This is a genomic window from Pedobacter zeae (genome assembly GCF_014196715.1).
In the GTDB taxonomy this organism is placed as follows: domain Bacteria; phylum Bacteroidota; class Bacteroidia; order Sphingobacteriales; family Sphingobacteriaceae; genus Pedobacter; species Pedobacter zeae.
In genome coordinates this window covers 1,111,699-1,130,470 of record NZ_JACIEF010000003.1, presented here as the reverse complement: position 1 = coordinate 1,130,470, position 18,772 = coordinate 1,111,699, and the positions used below count along the sequence as shown (strand labels likewise).

Sequence of the window (18,772 nt, the reverse complement as noted above, 5' to 3'; positions counted from 1 at the left end):
TGAGGGCAATTTAATAAAAATGGAAGATGTAATCATGTAAAATGGAAGTATTTCGCTACGCATTCCGTCTTTTCTACTCCATTTTACCTCAATTAACTATCCCAATCGTATTTCTCCAGGTCGCGGTAGGCTTTACCTTTTATAATTTCCTTCTTTTTAGAAGATTCTGAATCGACCCTCGTTTCGTGGATGTTATCAGCTACTTCGAAATGAAAATCCTTATCTTTTTTAGAATGGTAAATCGAAACTTCATCTCCATCGGCAATGGCATAATCGTAAGGGCCGCGTGCACTCATCAGCTTAACAAATACCGGTAAACATTCAAAGAAAATAAACAGCAAACCAATAAACATAACTGCAATGGCTGTATTGTTGTCGCGGCTGCCATCTACATTAAATTTAAGCTGGCCCAGGGCCCAGTTGCGGTCGGCGAAACCTGCAATATCCGATAAACTGTCTAACTGCTTTTTGGTATACAGCTTTTCGGTAAATAAACCATCAAATTCTTTGCGTTTATCAACAAAACCTTCAGACTTATTGATGGCCGCTTTTAAAGAATCGAGTTCGGCGGTACGCTGTGCAATTTCAGCTTCTTTGCGTTTAGCATAAGGACCATATCCCATTATGCCCGATGTTTCGGTGGTTTTGTTCCCGAAAATCTCAAAATTCAGCTTTTGCCGGTCAGCTTTTATTCCTTTTTCAAGCGAATCTCTTGTGGCTTTTTGTTGGTTTAAACGGCCAAACTCTACCTGGTATTTTTTCTCGAAAGCTTTGTTCAAAGTATCAATTTTAGCCCTCTGACCATTGAGGTAGCTTACTTTTAAGCGTTCTTTGATTTCTTTATCGAAAATTTTCAGTTCGATTGGCCGCGAGATTACCATACCGATCATAATGGCCAGTAAAATACGTGGGGTAGCCTGTAGCAGCTGTTTATTGGTGCTCGCACTTTTATTGATGCTCGATACGATATAACGGTCCATATTAAAAATGGCCGCCCCCCATAAAAAGCCAAAAATAATGGCGAAAACCACGGCCAGATCAGCACCTTTAAATACAAAATACATGGCGTAACCGCCAGAAAGTGCGGCAAATAAGCCTGTAAAGAAAATGGTGGCACCGATGCCGGTATATTTATTTTGCTCTGAAGGATATTTTTCTAGCGTTGGAATATGAGCGCCGGAACAAAACCAAAAGAAACGGTTCAACTTGTCCATTTGTAACTATTTATATTTAAACGCCTAAGGGTTTCAGTTGTTACAGTTTTAGGTAAAATTTTATGGCATTTTTTTGATGTAGCGTGTAAAGCCGATTTTCCTATATTTGCATAAATACATTTTATAAAATGAAAGAAATATCGGTACAAGAGCTAAAAGAGAAAATCGATAACAAAGAAGATTTTCAACTAATTGATGTTCGTGAAACATTCGAATATGAGGTTTCCAATCTTGATGGTGAGAATATCCCTTTAGGTGGAATTTTAATTGAGGCCGACAAAGTTGCGAAAGATAAACCTGTAATTATCCAGTGCCGCAGCGGAAAAAGAAGTGCAGCAGCAGTGATGCAATTAGAACAACAATACGGATTTGAAAATCTTTATAATTTAAAAGGCGGGATTTTAGCCTGGCAAGAGGCTTACGACCCGAATATGCCGGTTTATTAGAATAACCAATTAATCAAATGCCCAAATTCCAATGATACTGGAGGAGGGTTATATTCAGCACAAACAAATATCAATTTTCAAACTTTAACCTCGCGCCACTAAACGTTTTGAACATTTTTTGCCTCCGGGTAGGGTTTGAATATTGATTATTGTTCATTGGTTATTTTTACATAAATTCTCTTACAAACTAAATCCTCTAATCGTGGGTAAAAAATTTGCTTTAAATATCTTTTACAACCTGGCCATTATCTTATCTATTTTTGGTTTGGTGTGGTGTTACAACAATCATAAATACCTGCCGGCAGGTTTTCTGGTTGGTGTGGCTTGTTGTTTATTTTATTTCAAATATCAGCTAACCAAAGAGATCCGGAAGTCTTTTAAAGAAAAAGATCCGAAGTAATCCCTTCAAGTCCCAATCCTGGCAGGTCTTTTAAAATATATCTGCCATTTTCGAAAGCCGGATCAATAAACGGGTTGTTCTTGGTGAGCCAGGGGCCATCTAAATCGGCCCAGTTACATAAAGGCGCCAAAGCTGCCCCGGCTAAAGTTGCACAACTTGTTTCACTCATGCAGCCAATAAGCACTTTCATACCTAAAGAACGGGCTTTTAAAATCATTTGGGAGCCTTCGTACATGCCACAGCTTTTCATCAGCTTTACATTAATGCCGTGATAAGCGCCTTTTAGTTTATCTACATCTGCTAAACGCTGTACCGCCTCATCTGCCAATAACGGAATTGGGCTACGTTCTGTAAGCCATGCATTCCCATCGGGATTATTTTTATCCATCGGCTGTTCAATCAATACCACACCCTGGTTATGCAGCCAGTAAATCAGATCGATGGCTTTTATTTTATCTGTCCATCCCTGGTTAGCATCCACATACAAGGGTACGCTGGTCATACTTCTTATGGTTTCGATAATTTCCTGATCGTTATCTCTTCCCAGTTTTACTTTAATTACTTTAAATGCTTCGGCATCTTTCAGTTTCTCGCGGATAATTTCTACCGTATCGATCCCAATGGTATAGGAAGTTACGGGCATTTTAGCAGGATCGGCGCCATAAATTTCGTAACAGGGTTTATTTAAAAGCTTACCCTGGATGTCGTTAAGCGCAATGTCAATGGCTGCTTTAATAGCCGGCTGACCGGGTGCAAGATTATCTAAATAAGCGATAATTTCTTCAAAATTGAATGGAAAACGGATTTTATCCCAGTCTACGAGGTTGAGAAAAGCGTTGGCACTTTCGTAGCTCTCGCCCATATAAGGTACCATAGAAGCTTCACCATATCCTACAGTACCTTCATATTCGACCTTTAACAACATTAAAGGTGTACTGGTCCGGGTAAATTTCGAAATCGAAAAAGGATGTTTTAATTCTAACTCAAATTGCTTGCAACTAATTTTCATTATCAATCGTCTTCTAAATAAATGAGGTAATTACCGTGTTACAAATTATCTTTGTTTATTAACGCAAATATTCCTGCCATGAAAAACATTTCAAGATTACGGTATTTTATTTATTTATCCTTATTAATTATTGGAGGATGTACCACAGGAAAAAAAGCCTTACAAAAAGGTGATTATGATGCTTCGGTCGAAAAGTCAGTAAGCAGGTTGCAAAATTCGCCAAAAAACAGTGAAGCCATGGAAGTATTGAAAACGGCCTACGACCTGGCTTTAAAAGATCATTTGCGGAAAATTGATGAAGCCAAAATGTCTAACGACTTATTCAGGTGGGAATCAATAATGTACGATTATCAAAAAATAAATCAATTGGCAGATGAGATTAATAGCTGCCCTGCCTGTTTGGCAATTGTTCCCAATCCGTCAAAATATATTACAGAACTGGCCGAAAGCAAATATAATGCTGCTGGTGCAAGGTATAATTCTGGTTTAGGTTATTTAAGAGAAAAGACCCGCCAAACCGCCAAAAAAGCATATTACGAGTTTGAGAAAACCTTAAATCTTCAGCCCAACTATAAAGATGCCAAAGCAAAAATGGAAGATGCTTATTGGGCGGCCGTAACCAGGGTTGTGGTACAACCGATTATTGTAAACAGCAGTTTATATAAATTAAGCGCTGATTATTTTCAGCAGCAGATCGATCAGTATATCGCAAAATATACGAGGAACAGGTTTGTGATTTTCTATAGTGAAGAGCAGGCCACCAATCAAAAAATTGTTCCCGACCAGGTATTAAGCTTAAATTTTGACGATTTTGTAGTGGGACAGACCTATGTAAAAGAAAGGGTTGAAAAATTAAAACGCGATAGTGTGGTGATTGGCGAAACCCGTACTAAAAGGCCCGTTTACGGCACCGTAAAAGCCACTTTAAGTATTTTTGAAAAAAACATCAGCTCGTCGGGATTGTTGGACATGAGTATTACTGACTGGAAAACAAGAAAACTGCTACGCCAGCAGAAATTTCCGGGCACTTACATTTGGTGTGATAGCTGGGCGAGTTTTCAGGGCGACGAAAGGGCTTTAAGTAAAGAACAGCTGATCATGACCAGAAGGAAAGAAACACTGCCACCACCGCCAAGTGCCTTGTTTTTGGAGTTTACCAAACCGATTTATAATCAATTGGTTGATGATATCGGGTATTATTATGCCAATTATTAGGTGGAAGCAAGGTGAGGAGGTTGTAATCCCTGCGTTAAAATAAAATATCGTTGCTTAGCCCTAAAAATATAATGGCTAATATTGCAGTGATGAATACCGGCTTATACAACCCTTTCAAAAATTTCGATTTTTTATATAAAACCTGCTTTTTAAGTGGCAAAACTTTTAATTCTCCTGTAATTCAAGTGCCATTACTTCCAAAATGGTTATTGGAACAGGCAGGTTTAAGCGGCGAAGAGCAGATCCAGTTTTTGGATGAGAGTATCCGGCCGTATAACACTTTGGTGATTCCGGTGAATAGCGAAGTAAATGAGCAGTTTTTAAACCCGCTGGAGGATAAGATCGAAGCGGCTTTTGCAAAAGGCTATGAAGCTGTTTCAGCACTACCCGAACTGGATCTTTTTAATTGGATCGGCAAGTTTTTATACGGCTTTGTATATATCGAAATGCATTCGGCTTTACGCAAAGAAATGACTGCCGATGGGTTAAATATGTCGCAATCTCTAATGATGAAATTTGCCAACCTGAATTTCATGATGCAGAACCTTTACACCAGTTTGGAGTTTGAAAATTTTTCGCCTTGGTCAATCACAATAGTTAAATTAGAAAACCATGAAACACCATTCAGTTTCCGCGATGAGATTAATACGCTGACTTTCTCTTTAAAAATGAAAGATTTTGGCATTATTGCCTGTTTGCAGGATAATGGCACCAATAAACGCTATCACCAGGATATTATTAACGAAATAAAAGGTAAAGCTTTAACTGCCGAGCAGTTTGAAGAGCTGAGTGCCCGTTTTTATTATTCGGCCTACCTTTTTAACCGCTTACCCGAATATACTTTTATGCCTGTTGAAGGCACGACCTATATCGAAGCGATGCCCTTACGTGGCAACATGACCAAACCGCTTTTTGATGTCTGGCAACATAAAACCTATGCACAGGTGCTGGAAAATTTCTGGAAACCATGGGGATATGTGGTGTTCGAGATTATTAAAAATCCTGATGAGCCAATGAGTTTCTTCGAGAAACCTTATTTACCTACTGCCGGGTAGTTTTAGCCACAGGTTTGCACAGATAACACAGATTTAAATTTTTCGATAGTGGAATTGCAACGCTAAGTCATCCTAAAGGGTAATTTATTGTATAAAAATCAATATGAGTGACAGCCCTCTCTCGAGTCGTCATTTCGAGCGGAGTGCAACGTAGTCGAGGAATCTGTCTCTATAGATTTCTCCATTTCGCTACCGATGAAAAATCGGCACGCTCCAGTCGAAAGGACGATTCTTCTATAAGAACTGTCAATAATAGCCTGTTGAAGGGTAAATATTTTTAAACCCAGCTGAACTTACCCATTACAGATTACTTGATGTAGTTACTTGTAAAAAGATCCTTCACTAGCGTTCAGGATAACAAATGAGGGAAATGTCCGGATTGACGGATTAACTATCTCCCTCCTGTTAACATGGCAATAAAATTCTGTAAAATGCCAGGGACGAAGATTATCGTAAAAATTAATCCGGTTAGTGCCCCGAAAAAGTGTGCATCGTGGTTGATATGATCTCTTGAGTTACGTGAAGCATAAGCACAATAGATTAGATACAAAATCCCAAAAAGTACAGCAGGAATCCCGATTGGGATGAACATGATATAAATTTTAGACATTGGATTATATAAAATATAACTAAAAAGCACTGCACTGATTGCTCCTGATGCACCCAAACTATTATAGTTAAAATGATCTTTGTGTTTAATCACCGTTGGCAGATCACTCAGCACCAGCCCCAAAAAGTAAAGTATCCCAAATCGCCAGCTACCCATCAAGCTTTCGAGCGTAAAAGCAAAAGCATAGAAAGTAAACATATTAAAAAAGAGGTGCATCCAATCGGCATGAACCAGTCCGCTGGTAATCAAAGTGTATACATTTTGTCCTTTCGAAACACTATAGGGATGTAGCATAAACTTTCCATAAAGCGAACGATCATAGAAAGCGTATAGGCTGGTAATAATGGTAAAAACGAAAATTGTGGAGGCAACTGGTGCAATATTGAAGTATTCCATTGGGGCTATTTTAAATCGAGTTTAACGTCTGTAACCAAACGCGCAACCGGATATCTGTTGTGTGTTTTTTCGTAATAATCAGAATTTTTATATACAAAATCAAGTTGCGCAGCACCATTCTTTGCAAATTCAGCGTCAGACGATTTTTTGGCTTCCAGTTTACTTTTCAGTTCCGGATTATTTTTTAGCAGCCCTGTTGCTGTATCTTCAAACACATAAGCCGAATAATGCTCCTTCATGTCGAGAATAGAATCGAAAAAATTCCAATTGAAATAAGAATCGGTAGCCTGGGGTTCTAATGTTTCTATAATATAACGGTTAACAGGCTGATTAGTGTATACCACAAAGTCGCCCGCATAATATTGGAGGTTCTGTTCTACAGTATTCAATTTTACAGCAGAATGCAGGTAATGCCCCTCGTAAGGCCGGTTTGCGGTTTTAAAATCGCTGATGTAATAACTTTCTACCTTAATTTTCTGATCGGTTTTCAGTTCGCTGATTTTAACATTGTTCAGTTTAAGCAAGGCAATTACGCGGTCCCACGCTTTTGGAATGATATAGGCAACTGGTTTTTGAACAGAAACTGCAGGTTCAAATTTATTCCATTCTTTTATGGTTTTGGTATAAGGCTTACTTCGGTCGTAATATAAACGGTCGGCACCGCTCACGGTACTGGCCTTTTGCCCGGCTTCAAAACCTTTAAAGGTCAGGTCGTTTACTTCAGCTTTATTTAACTTCCATTCTAACGGAAATTCCTTTTGCACGGCAATAGCTTCGTCTGCTTTGTGTTTATTCTCACCGATCACTTTTGCATCGCGCTCTACAAGCCTGATATAACTATCCAGGAGTTTATAAGTGGCATCAACCCGTAAATCATACGATTTTAGCATGTGGGTTTCAGGCATAAAACCGATGGTATTATGGAGTGTGGTATAACCTGTTGAGTAGCGCGGAGGATCAATAAACCCGGTGATTCCGCTTTCAGGGGTTTCGCCGATCGAGTTTACATAAGGAATCATCGGATAACCTGCTTTCTCCATCGCTGCGTACAGATCAGGCAGGAGGGTTTTGGTTAAATAACCGGCAAGTATGGGGTTAAGCTTATCTTTTTGCGTAGGAATAAGCGTCATCACATATTGATAATCGGCTCCGTTACTGGTATGGGTATCTACAAATATTTCGGGCTGCCAGGTATTAAAGATTTGTTGGAATGCTGCCGAATTCTTCGAATCGGTTTTAATAAAATCACGGTTCAGGTCGAGGTTCTTGCTATTTCCCCTAAAACCATAAGCAACTGGCCCGTTTTGGTTAGCCCTTGATGTTCCGCTACGATTAAAGCTGCCATCTATATTGTAGAGCGGAATAATGCAGATCACCACATCCTTTGGCAGTTTACCCGCTTTAAGCAGGTCGCGCGCCAGCATCATCGAGGCATCTATCCCTTCAGGCTCACCCGGATGGATCCCGTTATTGATCAATAAAACCCTTTTATTTTGTTGCCTGATCTTTACCGGATCAAAAACCTGATCATGTGATAAAACCAGTACATGTAATGGCTTTCCAAAATCTGTTTGCCCGTAAGTGAGCAGTTTGGCCTGGGGATAAGCTTCAGCCAGGTTTTCGTAATAAGATATTGCTTCAGTATATGTTGTTGTTCCGGTTTTGCCACTTAACTCGAACGGGGTCTTTTGTGCGATGGCCTTTAGCCTCATTGATAGCAAACACAACACAAAGAATTTTCTCATGCTTTAAAGCTAAGAAATGAAACGCTGTTATTAAAGTGTTTTACGATAAGATTTAATTGTACCCAGCATGTACTTAAAACCAATGGTATAGGTGTTGTAAACATCAGGGGAGTTGTTTTTAAATTTAGCGCTCGAATCGTTATAACCATCCAAACCTTCTCCCAAAGTGAAATTTGATTGTGCATTGATATTGATGATATAGCGCATGTAGCCATATCCATCGTTAATAAAATAGTTGAATCCGAAATTTAAAGGCACCCATAGGTTAACACTTTTATCAACTCCCGGAAAAGGACCATAACCCGGGTCAACAGCAGCCCAGGATGGTTTATACCTCACAATATCCGTTATTTTATTCTTAATGGCACCTACACCCATCCCAACGTACAAACCCCGAATATTGTACAAGAACTCACTTTTATTATAATCCACCAGCTCGCCAAGCATCAATTTGGCATTTGCAGAAATAGCCATATATTTATTTACAAACTGGCGGTTGTGCGGGTCGGTTACGATATCGCCACCCTGAATCATTCCATATTGCCCTTCAAGGCCTACTGTAACAAAGGGGGTGATATGATAATCGAATACGCCATAAGCTGTATATCCAAAACTTCCTTTATAAACGTCTGTATAAGATTTGTTCGCTCCGGCGCCAAAACCGTACGACATTTTAAAATAGTTTGACTGGGCATAAGAGAAGCTTCCAACAAAAACAAGAAAAAGGGTTATATACGTAGCTCTCAGCAAATTAAAAATCATATTGTTTTTTTACAAAAATAATATGTTTATCGAATATCTAGAACTTTTACCTTTGAATTATGAGTACATACAGCAACTTTAACAAGACATTAGAAGCGCGTTTTATCAAATATGCAAAGATTGATACGCAATCTGATCCCGATTCTCCTACCTGCCCTTCTACCTTAAAGCAAAAGAATTTAGGAAGGGAATTGGTGCAGGAATTATTGGAAATCGGCGTTTCTGATGCAGAAATGGACCATAATGGTTACGTGTATGGTACTATACCTTCAAATTCGGATAAGCAATTGCCCGTAATTTTTTTCTGCTCGCACATGGATACTTCGCCTGATTGCAGTGGTGAAAATGTGAAACCGATTGTTCATGACAAATATCAAGGACAGGACCTGATCCTGCCTGACGATCCTAAAATAGTGATCAAAATGGCCGACCATAAAGACCTGAAACACCAGATCGGCAATGATATTATTACAGCCAGCGGAACTACTTTATTGGGTGCTGATAATAAAGCCGGTTTAGCTGAAATTATGGAGGCGGCAGCTTTCTTTATGAAAAACCCCGAGGTAAAACATGGAACCATTAAAGTACTTTTTACACCTGATGAAGAAATTGGCCGGGGGGTAGACAAGGTTGATTTAAAAAAGCTGGGTGCCGATTTTGGTTATACCATTGATGGTGAAACGCTCGGTTCTATAGAAGATGAAACATTTTCTGCAGATGGTGCTACGCTTAAAATTTATGGTGTAAGCACCCACCCGGGTTTTGCAAAAGGAAAAATGGAAAGTGCCATTAAAATCCTGGCAGAAATTTTAAGCGCATTACCAAAAGATACGCTAACTCCTGAAGCGACGCATCAAAAAGAGGGTTTTATCCATCCCGTAAGCATTCATGGGCAGGTAGAAGAAGCCGAAGCGCAATTTATCATCCGCGATTTTACCAATGAAAAACTAGCTGCACACGGACAGTTTTTAGAAGAAACGGTAAAACGGGTGCTGGCAAAATATCCAAAATCAAGCTATACTTTAGAAATTACGGCACAATACCGGAACATGAAGGAGGTACTTGATCAGCATCCCAAAATTGTACAATATGGAATTGAGGCCATTGAACGTGCAGGCGTGGTGGCCAAGCAACAAAGTATCCGCGGCGGAACGGATGGATCGAGGCTCTCGTATATGGGTTTACCTTGCCCCAATATTTTTGCCGGAGAACATGCTTTTCACAGTAAGCAAGAATGGGTAAGTGTACAGGATATGGAAAAAGCAGTACAAACCATTATTAACATTGCCTGCATCTGGGAAGAACGGGGTTAGTCATCAAGTTATGAGCCTGAAGTCGATTCAGACTGATGATTGTCCTGATTTAAAAAATATATTTTTAAGCACATCCTTTTGATAATTTAGATTTACAAATGATTACTCTCGAAAACGACTATATAAAAGTTAGCCTGGCTGCTAAGGGCGCAGAACTACAGGGCTTATTTAACAAGGAAACCGGTTTGGAATATTTATGGAATGCAGATCCCAGGTATTGGGCAAAACACAGTCCGGTTTTGTTTCCTATTGTAGGCTCCTTAAAAAACAACAGTTTTAATTACCAAGGTAAAAACTACGAACTGCCAAGGCATGGTTTTGCACGCGATCATGTTTTTAACTCCGAAAAAATAAGCGAAACCGAAGCCGTTTTTACTTTGCACCAAAGTGAGGAAACCTTAAAAGTTTATCCTTTTTATTTTGAGCTGAAACTGAAATATGAATTGATGGAACGTAAGCTTAAACTAACTTACGAGGTAAGCAACACGGGTACCGGAGCAATGCTGTTTTCATTGGGCGCGCATCCTGCATTTGCAGTTCCTAATACTCCTGATACGGTTTATGAAGATTATTACCTCGCTTTTAATACCGATGAGAAATTAACTTACTGGAAGCTGGATGATGGACTTGTAGCAGATGAAACTGGCAACATCGAGCTGAATTCCCATAAACTGCAGCTTAAACACGATCTGTTTTACAATGATGCATTAGTATTTAAAACTTTGAAAAGCAATCACATTAGCTTATTGAATACCAAAAACGATTACGGCCTTCACTTTCATTTTGAGGATTTTCCTTTCTTTGGGATATGGGCAGCAACCGATGCCCCTTTTATATGTTTAGAGCCTTGGTGCGGGGTGGCCGATGGCATCAACCACGACCAGGAACTGGAGCATAAGGAAGGCATAGTAAAGCTGGCTGTTGGCGAAAAATGGTCGAGATTTTGGGAAGTAGAATGTTTTTAACCTGGTTTTGCTGACCGTTAGTGGGCGTTTAGAGATTGAAGGGATCTTTTACTTTGGGGGTGTACAGATTCTGAAGTCCGATCTCAGCACTCATGTCAAACTACCCTGAAACTTGTCCTGTCTGCACCCTTTTTATTGTTTTTAACTGCTGTAACTTAGACGTAAACAAATAAATAGATAAGATTATGGCAACTATGCACCCTTACTTAAACTTCGATGGCAAGGCCGAAGAAGCGTTTAATTTTTATAAATCGGTTTTTGGTGGAGAATTCACCTTTTTTGCAAAAATGAGTGATGCACCTGATTCAGATAAACTATCAGAAGAGGAGAGAAACCGTGTAATGCATGTGGCTTTACCTATTAACGAACAGACCATTTTAATGGCATCTGATTGTGTACCTTCTATGGGGCATGTGCTTAAAGAAGGCAATAACATGTATATCAATATTCAGGCTGACAGCCGTGAGGATGCCGATCGTTTATTTAATGGTCTTTCTGCCGGTGGAACCATTGAAATGCCAATGGAGGATATGTTTTGGGGTGATTATTTTGGTAGTTTCAAGGATAAATATGGTATCCAGTGGATGGTAAACTTCAGCAATCAGGGCCAATAAGCCCATCACTTACTTAAAGTTTTACCGATAAAGTGGTCGTCATTTCGACCGGAGTGGAGAAATCTATGGTTAATGCAGCTGATAGATCTCTCCCTGCCCGCAACGGGCTGGCATTTCGCTGCGCTTCAGTCGAGACGACGATCTTTCTATTGTAACGCCTCCGTTAAATCCTTAAAACCAGGCCTATTTAAAGGCTCAGGAACCAAACATGCGTCTCTAAGTCCGCTGATCATTTTATCAACCTCTTCACTCACCGCTTTATCTTTTAGCGACAGCAAGTCGTCAAGTAAATAACCATAAGCACCTACTTCTACCCGTTCCAATGCACTGGCCATTTTAGCCGATTTATCGTAAAAACTGGCTGCACCAAAATCACCGAACAAAGTACTGCCATCATCATCAATTAAAGCATTGTGTGCATATAAATCGCCATGCATAATGCCTGCTTCGTGCAATTGTGCGGCCAATGAAGCTATGGTTTTAGCGATGCCTAAGATTTGTTTTTCAGAAAGTTTTCGATCGGCAGGAAAAACATCCCTGGTGCAGCTTTCTAAACTTGGCGGATTGCCGAGATTGTAAAAATGATGCGGAATTAAATCCATTACCAAACCTTTTTTATCTTCGGGATGTGAGGCAATCTGTCCGATCAGGTTTACCAAACCCGGGTGGTAACCCGCAGCAATATAAGCTGTCATCTCATCTTCCGGTAAACCATCACTGGTTACATTGCCTTTAAATATTTTAACCGCTACCTCACTGGTTTCATTTCCAATGGTTCTGCTGGCTTTCGAAATCACACCCGAAGCCCCTTCACCCAACAGATGGCTGATTTCCAAATCATGCCAGTTGATCAGCGAAAGTGTTTCTACTGCCGGTGTTTTGCTAAAATTATTGCCCGAAAATGCAATCCACGATAGTTTTGGCAGTTGCGTGATCCACTGCGGCAATTCATGTAGTTTATTCGCCGCAATCCGCAATAATGCCAAATTCTGGCAATTGCTCAATTCTTCGGGTAATGTTGATAAACGGTTGCCCGAAAGCATCAGTTTTTGCATCCTTTTGCAAAAGCCGATTTCCTTTGGCAGTTCAGCAATGTTGTTATTCGTTAAAATTAACCAGCGAATATTCGGGTTGATCGACTTAGGGGGTACGATTTCGATCCGGTTGGATTTAAAACCGACAATATCCAGCAAAGGACAATCGGCCAGTACTTCCGGTAAAACCGAAAAAAGGTTTTCGGAACAGAAAAAAATCCTGAGCTTTTTTAACCTCCCGAAATCTGTTGGTAAAGCACTTAATTTGTTAAAAGATAAATCCAGCACCTCAAGGGTATCAGCCAGCTCGAATATTTCCTTTGGAAACTCGGTCAGGTTTTCAGAAAGCTTTAACGATATTGCTCCGTTAAGTTCGCCACGTTGAAGTGCTAACAGGTTTTGCATAGGTATACGGTTTAATAATCCGGAACGAAGATAAGGCTATATATTTATTTTAAAGGTGAATGGTCTGTTCTATCTGTACCTGACCAAGAAAATATTCATCATGTGAGATGACCAGCAGTGTTCCCTCGTATTCGTTAACGGCTGAAGTTAAAATTTCTATATTCTGGATATCGAGGTTGTTGGTAGGCTCATCCAGTATCAAAAAATCTGGCGCTTGGTTGCTGATGATTAATGAACAAAGCATTAACCGCATTTTTTCGCCACCGCTTAAGGCTGAGCAGGGCTTGTCCCAGTCGGTTTTACTAAATAAAAACCGGTTTAAACGGATTTTTACTTCATGTTCCTGTAATGCACCGGAATTGTACTGCTGAGCCTGTTCGTAAACCGAGAGTTGATTATCGATCAATGAATAATCCTGATCAATATACATAAAACTAATGTCAGCCCGGTTTAAACTTCCCGTTGAGGGCTGCAGTTGCCCCAAAATAAGCTTGATCAGGGTGGTTTTACCCGATCCGTTCCGACCGTTAACCGCATAACGTCTGCCACTAAAAAGCTGAAAGCTGACAGGCTCTTTCCAGAGAAACCGGCCACTAAAGGCAAAATTAACCTCCTTCGCTTTAACAATGCTTTTTCCTTTGTGAAGCGCAGCCGCATTGAAACCGATTTTCATTTTATCCGCATCAGGCAGTGCCGAACGAAGCTGGCTTAGCTCAGCGGAAATATGACCTAGCTTTTCAGCGTGAACACTTTTCAGTTTTGCTGTACTTTTTTCTGCGTTATTTTTTAACGTATTCATCGAAATGGTAGGTAATCCGGCTTTTTCTTGTTTTTTCTTCCCTTTGGCATCAAGCTTTTGTTGCCGCTCAAGCGATTCCCGTTCCACTTCTTTAGCTTTACGCAAAGCTTTTTCTTTCGCTTTTAAATCGTTGTTCAATGCCTCATTTTCAATTTTCTTTTGGGCAGTATAGAAATCGTAATTTCCGCCATACAGGGTTATCCCCCGCTGACTTAGTTCGCAGATTTTCTCCATTTGGTTCAATAAAGTCCGGTCGTGGCTCACTGCCACTACGGTAGCCCTCGCCAACCGGATGTAATCGTACAGCCGGCTTCTGCCTTCCAAATCCAGGTGATTGGTGGGTTCATCCAGCAAAACAATAGCAGGGCGGTGTATAGCAATACCGGCTAAAAATACGCTGGTTTTTTGCCCGCCACTTAAACTTTCCATTTTTTGTTTTAAATCTAAACCTTTCAGTTGCCAAAAACTTAAAGCTTCTGTAGAGCGTTCCTCAATGGTCCAGTCGTCGTTGAGGATGCCCAGGTTTTCATCGCTTACTTCTCCGTTAAGGATTTCGGTCAGTGCTTTCAGTTTATCTTCTATCCTGAGTGCCTGTGCAATGGTAAAATCATTAAACTGCCCAAAAAGCTGTGGTACATAATAAGGTGCCGAATTGGCCTTAACATGTCCGGTGGTTGGCAGGAGTTTACCCGCCAGAATGCCTAAAAGTGTCGATTTTCCGGCTCCGTTATTGCCAATGAGTGCAATTTTTTCGTATTTGTTGATGGTGAGATTTAAATCTGAAAACAGTAAATCTCCATTAGCATGGATATAACCAGCCCCTTGTAGATTAAGCATAAATTTCTTTTTATCGGTAAATAATTGCAGGAACGGAAGCGTTCTGCCTGTTATCTATTTTCTGAAAAGAAATGAATCTTACATGGATCGGGGATTTTGATGATGGTGCAAAGATAGTGATTTTTTTGCGTTTTAGCGAAAAGCGGTTGGCCAGTCCATAGTCTTTAGTCTGAAGTTAGCACTCTGATAAGCCAAAAATCGGGCGTTCATTCCCGCCAATTTGTCATCCTGAGTATAACGAAGGATCTTTATTTTAAATATCTTTGCAGCTGTATTTCGTTATTTAAAGGTTCTTCACTGCATTAGGAATAACAGTAATATTATTTTCAATAAAATATAGATTTTATCTATATCAATTTTTATTTGCATTAAAAATTTAATCGCATATCTTTACAAAAAACTTTAGGGGTGCCTACGTGCTGAGAAATACCCTTTGAACCTGATGCAGTTAGTACTGCCGAAGGGAAAAGTGAAAGCAATCTTATATTGCTGTCTTTTCGATCTCCATTTTGGGGCAATCTCTATAGTTTTTCCAATTTTTTAAATATGGAAGTAACTATAAACAATCAAAACTACCGGCTCAACGAAACCTGTTCGATCGAACAAATGCTTGCTGCTGTGATTTCAACGGAGACAAATGGCCTTGCCATAGCTGTTAACCAGACCATCATTTCCAAATCTGTCTGGCATACCTATCTTTTAAGTCCAGGCGACCAGGTTATACTCATTAAAGCCACACAGGGGGGATAATGAAAATGCTTGAATTATAAAATCTCTTCCATTAATCACCTTCTCATTGCCACTAAATAATCCCAAATGATGAAACAAGAAAAAACACCAAATCAGGAAGTCATCAGCCGCAGTCCATTTCCGGCTTCACGCAAAATATTTGTACCGGGCAAAATCCACGATATCCGGGTGGCCATGCGCGAAATCAGCTTAACCGAAACCAAAATCCACAATGGATTTGGCCTGACCGAACCCAATCCACCGGTAACGGTCTATGATACCAGCGGCCCTTATACCGATCCAAATGCGGTTATCGATGTACGGAAAGGGCTTCCAAGATTAAGGGAGCAGTGGATTAAAGACAGACAGGATGTAGTGCAGCTCGATCAACTGTCATCTGCTTATGGGCAGCAACGCCTTGCAGATGATAAACTTGATGCTTTGCGCTTTAACTATACCAAGAAACCTTATAAAGCCCAGCCAGGAGCCAATGTATCACAAATGCATTATGCCAAAAAAGGCATTATTACCGCCGAAATGGAATACATTGCCATAAGGGAAAACCAGCAGATTGAACTGTTGAATGCACAATTGGGCGATCAGCACGAGGTAATGAGCCACCAGCACCAGGGTAATAGTTTTGGTGCCAATACGCCTAGGGGATACATTACGCCAGAGTTTGTGCGGGATGAGGTGGCTGCCGGACGTGCGGTAATTCCCTGTAACATTAACCACCCTGAACTGGAGCCAATGATTATTGGCCGTAATTTCCTGGTGAAAATTAATGCCAATATTGGCAATTCTGCGGTTACCTCTACCATCGAAGAAGAGGTAGAAAAAGCTGTTTGGGCCTGCAGATGGGGCGCCGATACCATTATGGACCTTTCTACAGGAAAAAATATCCACGAAACCCGCGAATGGATTATCCGAAATTCACCAGTACCCATCGGTACCGTTCCCATTTACCAGGCTTTGGAAAAAGTAAACGGTAAGGCCGAAGACCTCACCTGGGAAATCTTTCGCGATACGTTGATTGAGCAGGCCGAACAGGGAGTCGATTATTTTACCATCCATGCTGGCGTACTGCTCCGTTACGTGCCCTTAACCGCGAAAAGAATTACCGGAATTGTTTCGCGTGGCGGATCGATCATGGCCAAATGGTGTTTGGCACATCACAAAGAAAACTTCCTTTATACACATTTCGAAGAAATTTGCGAAATCATGAAAGCTTATGATGTGGCTTTTTCTTTGGGTGATGGTTTAAGACCGGGCTGTATTGCCGATGCCAACGATGCCGCACAGTTTTCAGAGCTCGAAACCCTGGGCGAACTGACCAAAATTGCCTGGAAACATGATGTACAGACCATTATCGAAGGACCTGGTCACGTACCCATGCACCTGATCAAAGCCAATATGGAAAAACAGCTCGAACATTGTTCGGAAGCTCCATTTTATACTTTAGGCCCCCTTACTACTGATATTGCACCGGGCTACGATCACATTACTTCGGCAATAGGTGCAGCTATGATCGGTTGGTTTGGAACGGCGATGTTGTGCTATGTTACACCTAAAGAACATTTAGGCCTTCCGAACAAAAAAGATGTAAAAGACGGCGTAATTACCTATAAAATTGCTGCACATGCGGCCGACCTGGCCAAAGGTCACCCTGGTGCACAATACCGTGATAATGCGCTGAGTAAAGCGAGGTTTGAGTTTAGGTGGGAAGACCAGTTTAATTTATCGCTCGATCCCGATACGGCAAAAGAATTCCATGATGAAACCCTGCCTGCAGAAGGAGCCAAAATTGCGCATTTCTGTTCGATGTGCGGTCCAAATTTCTGTTCGATGAAAATTACCCAGGACGTACGAGACTATGCCTCAAAACAAGGTGTAGCAGAAGAAGAAGCATTGGCCAAAGGGATGCAGGAGAAATCAAAAGAATTTACCGAAAAAGGAAGCGAAATTTATTCATAAAATGCAATGGAACTGTTTGTAATTGCGCATCCGAAAATTTTAAAAGGCGAAACCTTATTGGTAAACCAGCTTTTTGATGCTGGTTTACCTGTATTTCATTTGCGCAAGCCCACAGCAGATGAGGCGGCACACCGCAAATTTATTGATGGTATTTTGCCCGAGTACCATAACCGCGTTGCTTTACATCATTTCCATGAACTGGCTAATGATTACAATATCAATAGATTACACCATACCGAGAGTTTTAGAAAGAACAGTACAGTGGGTGATTTTTCAAAACCTTACACATTCAGCACCTCCATACACCAGCTGGCAGAAGTTGATCACCTTGATCAATACCATTACAGTTTTTTTGGCCCTGTTTTCAACAGCCTTTCCAAACCCGGATATACCGGAATTGTTGATGCCGGTTTTAGCATAAACAAGCCAAAAACCACAAGATTAATTGCACTTGGCGGTATTGGCCTGAACAATATAGACCAGGTAAAAGAAATGAATTTCGATGGTGTTGCACTATTAGGCAGCATCTGGAACGATCCCTCGCAGGCCCTGACTACTTTTAAGACAGCCCAGGCCAAATGCCAGGCTTATGCTCAAAATTTAACGATAAAACAATGATTCAGCCTTTACAATATATTTCGCAAGCCCCTAAAACAGGTACCCATATCGATGCCATTGAGCAAGTGCTCCAAGCGGGAGGGAAGTGGATCCAGCTCCGGATTAAAAACCTGGCCGAAGCCGAAATTCTCCCTTTTGCAAAAGCTGCGCAAGCCTTATGCGAAACGTATGGAGCCAAACTGATTATAAACGATTACCCACACCTGGCAAAAGCCGTAAACAGTTATGGTGTACATTTAGGGCTGCAGGATATGCCTATTTCCGAAGCCAGAAAAATTATCGGCAAACACCAGATCATCGGAGGTACAGCCAACACTTTCGAACATATCCGGCAAAGGGTAACTGAAGGTGCCGATTACATCGGTTTGGGTCCATTCAGGTTTACGCGTACCAAAGAAAACCTAAGCCCTATAGTAGGATTGGAAGGCTACCAAAAGTTAATGGAAAAAGTGCGTAAAGCGGGTATTACTACACCGATTATCGCCATTGGCGGCATTGAAGCCGAAGATATTCCAGCCATACTCGAAACCGGAATTCACGGAATTGCCATCTCGGCAGCACTCACCAACCAAACAGAAACGGCTTTGGTTCTCGAACAGATCAACAGCAAATTCAGTATTCACTCGATTTAA

General features: G+C 40.7%; 18 protein-coding genes and 1 riboswitch. Of the genes, 11 read left to right on the top strand and 7 right to left on the bottom strand.

All coding sequences use genetic code 11. The features are described from left to right. Positions 1-92: 92 nt before the first annotated feature. The gene (locus GGQ60_RS17885) at positions 93-1,214 is read right to left on the bottom strand and encodes a DUF4407 domain-containing protein (RefSeq protein WP_183766893.1); all 1,122 of its coding nucleotides are present in this window, start codon (positions 1,212-1,214) and stop codon (positions 93-95) included. A gap of 128 nt (positions 1,215-1,342) precedes the next feature. On the opposite strand from GGQ60_RS17885, the gene GGQ60_RS17880 reads away from it, so the two are divergent. After that, positions 1,343-1,660, top strand: coding sequence for a rhodanese-like domain-containing protein (locus GGQ60_RS17880; RefSeq protein WP_183766891.1), 318 nt, complete (start codon positions 1,343-1,345; stop codon positions 1,658-1,660). A gap of 202 nt (positions 1,661-1,862) precedes the next feature. Next, entirely contained in the window at positions 1,863-2,060 is a 198-nt protein-coding gene (locus tag GGQ60_RS23035; protein ID WP_183766889.1) for a DUF6358 family protein, read from the top strand. Here GGQ60_RS23035 and GGQ60_RS17870 read toward each other — a convergent pair. Beyond that, on the bottom strand, positions 2,038-3,069 hold the full coding sequence (locus tag GGQ60_RS17870; RefSeq protein WP_183766887.1) for a dipeptide epimerase: 1,032 nt from the start codon (positions 3,067-3,069) through the stop codon (positions 2,038-2,040). The two genes, GGQ60_RS23035 and GGQ60_RS17870, sit on opposite strands and share 23 nt — an antisense overlap. 78 nt (positions 3,070-3,147) lie before the next feature. On the opposite strand from GGQ60_RS17870, the gene GGQ60_RS17865 reads away from it, so the two are divergent. Continuing rightward, positions 3,148-4,284, top strand: a complete 1,137-nt coding sequence (locus tag GGQ60_RS17865; RefSeq protein ID WP_183766885.1) for a hypothetical protein — start codon at positions 3,148-3,150, stop codon at positions 4,282-4,284. Positions 4,285-4,355: 71 nt separating this feature from the next. Further along, positions 4,356-5,339: a hypothetical protein gene (locus GGQ60_RS17860; RefSeq protein ID WP_183766883.1), complete on the top strand. Its 984-nt coding sequence runs from the start codon at positions 4,356-4,358 to the stop codon at positions 5,337-5,339. 391 nt (positions 5,340-5,730) lie between these two features. Here the strand turns inward: GGQ60_RS17860 and GGQ60_RS17855 are convergent, their stop codons facing one another. From GGQ60_RS17855 to GGQ60_RS17845, 3 genes are read right to left on the bottom strand one after another with little or no spacing between them, the layout of a single operon-like run. After that, positions 5,731-6,345: a rhomboid family intramembrane serine protease gene (locus GGQ60_RS17855; RefSeq protein ID WP_183766881.1), complete on the bottom strand. Its 615-nt coding sequence runs from the start codon at positions 6,343-6,345 to the stop codon at positions 5,731-5,733. 5 nt (positions 6,346-6,350) lie between these two features. Continuing rightward, on the bottom strand, positions 6,351-8,090 hold the full coding sequence (locus tag GGQ60_RS17850; protein WP_183766879.1) for a M14 family metallopeptidase: 1,740 nt from the start codon (positions 8,088-8,090) through the stop codon (positions 6,351-6,353). Between the two features lie 30 nt (positions 8,091-8,120). Next, a complete protein-coding gene (locus GGQ60_RS17845) occupies positions 8,121-8,762 on the bottom strand; it encodes a hypothetical protein (protein ID WP_229685145.1) in 642 nt (213 codons plus the stop codon). 149 nt (positions 8,763-8,911) lie between these two features. On the opposite strand from GGQ60_RS17845, the gene pepT reads away from it, so the two are divergent. The 3 genes from pepT to GGQ60_RS17830 all read left to right on the top strand — a co-directional run bounded on the left by pepT (position 8,912) and on the right by GGQ60_RS17830 (position 11,744). Then, complete coding sequence (gene pepT / locus GGQ60_RS17840) at positions 8,912-10,165, top strand: peptidase T (protein ID WP_183766877.1); 1,254 nt, start codon at positions 8,912-8,914, stop codon at positions 10,163-10,165. A 98-nt stretch (positions 10,166-10,263) separates the two neighbouring features. Next, complete coding sequence (locus tag GGQ60_RS17835; RefSeq protein ID WP_183766875.1) at positions 10,264-11,130, top strand: aldose 1-epimerase family protein; 867 nt, start codon at positions 10,264-10,266, stop codon at positions 11,128-11,130. A 185-nt stretch (positions 11,131-11,315) separates the two neighbouring features. Further along, positions 11,316-11,744 (top strand): VOC family protein, encoded by a 429-nt coding sequence (locus GGQ60_RS17830; RefSeq protein WP_183766873.1) that lies wholly within the window; start codon positions 11,316-11,318, stop codon positions 11,742-11,744. Between the two features lie 146 nt (positions 11,745-11,890). Here GGQ60_RS17830 and GGQ60_RS17825 read toward each other — a convergent pair whose 3' ends face one another. After that, positions 11,891-13,183 (bottom strand): leucine-rich repeat-containing protein kinase family protein, encoded by a 1,293-nt coding sequence (locus GGQ60_RS17825; RefSeq protein WP_183766871.1) that lies wholly within the window; start codon positions 13,181-13,183, stop codon positions 11,891-11,893. 49 nt (positions 13,184-13,232) lie between these two features. Continuing rightward, complete coding sequence (gene abc-f / locus GGQ60_RS17820) at positions 13,233-14,819, bottom strand: ribosomal protection-like ABC-F family protein (RefSeq protein WP_183766870.1); 1,587 nt, start codon at positions 14,817-14,819, stop codon at positions 13,233-13,235. Between the two features lie 394 nt (positions 14,820-15,213). Then, a riboswitch (TPP riboswitch) is annotated at positions 15,214-15,302 on the top strand. A gap of 63 nt (positions 15,303-15,365) precedes the next feature. Between abc-f and thiS the strand changes: the two genes are divergently transcribed. The 4 genes from thiS (at position 15,366) to GGQ60_RS17800 (ending at position 18,772) form a co-directional block, all read left to right on the top strand. After that, positions 15,366-15,569, top strand: coding sequence for a sulfur carrier protein ThiS (gene thiS, locus GGQ60_RS17815; RefSeq protein ID WP_183766868.1), 204 nt, complete (start codon positions 15,366-15,368; stop codon positions 15,567-15,569). A 69-nt stretch (positions 15,570-15,638) separates the two neighbouring features. Further along, positions 15,639-17,522, top strand: a complete 1,884-nt coding sequence (thiC, locus tag GGQ60_RS17810) for a phosphomethylpyrimidine synthase ThiC (protein WP_183767234.1) — start codon at positions 15,639-15,641, stop codon at positions 17,520-17,522. 6 nt (positions 17,523-17,528) lie between these two features. Continuing rightward, a complete protein-coding gene (locus GGQ60_RS17805; protein ID WP_183766866.1) occupies positions 17,529-18,140 on the top strand; it encodes a thiamine phosphate synthase in 612 nt (203 codons plus the stop codon). Continuing rightward, entirely contained in the window at positions 18,137-18,772 is a 636-nt protein-coding gene (locus tag GGQ60_RS17800) for a thiamine phosphate synthase (protein ID WP_183766864.1), read from the top strand. Before GGQ60_RS17805 ends, GGQ60_RS17800 begins: the two co-directional genes overlap by 4 nt.

Bases quoted from the DNA above. Each gene is read 5' to 3' on its own strand.
- GGQ60_RS17885 (WP_183766893.1), bottom strand. From the start codon at position 1,214: ATGGACAAGTTGAACCGTTTCTTTTGGTTTTGTTCCGGCGCTCATATT.
- GGQ60_RS17880 (WP_183766891.1), top strand. From the start codon at position 1,343: ATGAAAGAAATATCGGTACAAGAGCTAAAAGAGAAAATCGATAACAAA.
- GGQ60_RS17870 (WP_183766887.1), bottom strand. From the start codon at position 3,069: ATGAAAATTAGTTGCAAGCAATTTGAGTTAGAATTAAAACATCCTTTT.
- GGQ60_RS17865 (WP_183766885.1), top strand. From the start codon at position 3,148: ATGAAAAACATTTCAAGATTACGGTATTTTATTTATTTATCCTTATTA.
- GGQ60_RS17860 (WP_183766883.1), top strand. From the start codon at position 4,356: ATGGCTAATATTGCAGTGATGAATACCGGCTTATACAACCCTTTCAAA.
- GGQ60_RS17855 (WP_183766881.1), bottom strand. From the start codon at position 6,345: ATGGAATACTTCAATATTGCACCAGTTGCCTCCACAATTTTCGTTTTT.
- GGQ60_RS17850 (WP_183766879.1), bottom strand. From the start codon at position 8,090: ATGAGAAAATTCTTTGTGTTGTGTTTGCTATCAATGAGGCTAAAGGCC.
- GGQ60_RS17845 (WP_229685145.1), bottom strand. From the start codon at position 8,762: ATGTCGTACGGTTTTGGCGCCGGAGCGAACAAATCTTATACAGACGTT.
- pepT (WP_183766877.1), top strand. From the start codon at position 8,912: ATGAGTACATACAGCAACTTTAACAAGACATTAGAAGCGCGTTTTATC.
- GGQ60_RS17835 (WP_183766875.1), top strand. From the start codon at position 10,264: ATGATTACTCTCGAAAACGACTATATAAAAGTTAGCCTGGCTGCTAAG.
- GGQ60_RS17830 (WP_183766873.1), top strand. From the start codon at position 11,316: ATGGCAACTATGCACCCTTACTTAAACTTCGATGGCAAGGCCGAAGAA.
- GGQ60_RS17825 (WP_183766871.1), bottom strand. From the start codon at position 13,183: ATGCAAAACCTGTTAGCACTTCAACGTGGCGAACTTAACGGAGCAATA.
- abc-f (WP_183766870.1), bottom strand. From the start codon at position 14,819: ATGCTTAATCTACAAGGGGCTGGTTATATCCATGCTAATGGAGATTTA.
- thiS (WP_183766868.1), top strand. From the start codon at position 15,366: ATGGAAGTAACTATAAACAATCAAAACTACCGGCTCAACGAAACCTGT.
- thiC (WP_183767234.1), top strand. From the start codon at position 15,639: ATGAAACAAGAAAAAACACCAAATCAGGAAGTCATCAGCCGCAGTCCA.
- GGQ60_RS17805 (WP_183766866.1), top strand. From the start codon at position 17,529: ATGGAACTGTTTGTAATTGCGCATCCGAAAATTTTAAAAGGCGAAACC.
- GGQ60_RS17800 (WP_183766864.1), top strand. From the start codon at position 18,137: ATGATTCAGCCTTTACAATATATTTCGCAAGCCCCTAAAACAGGTACC.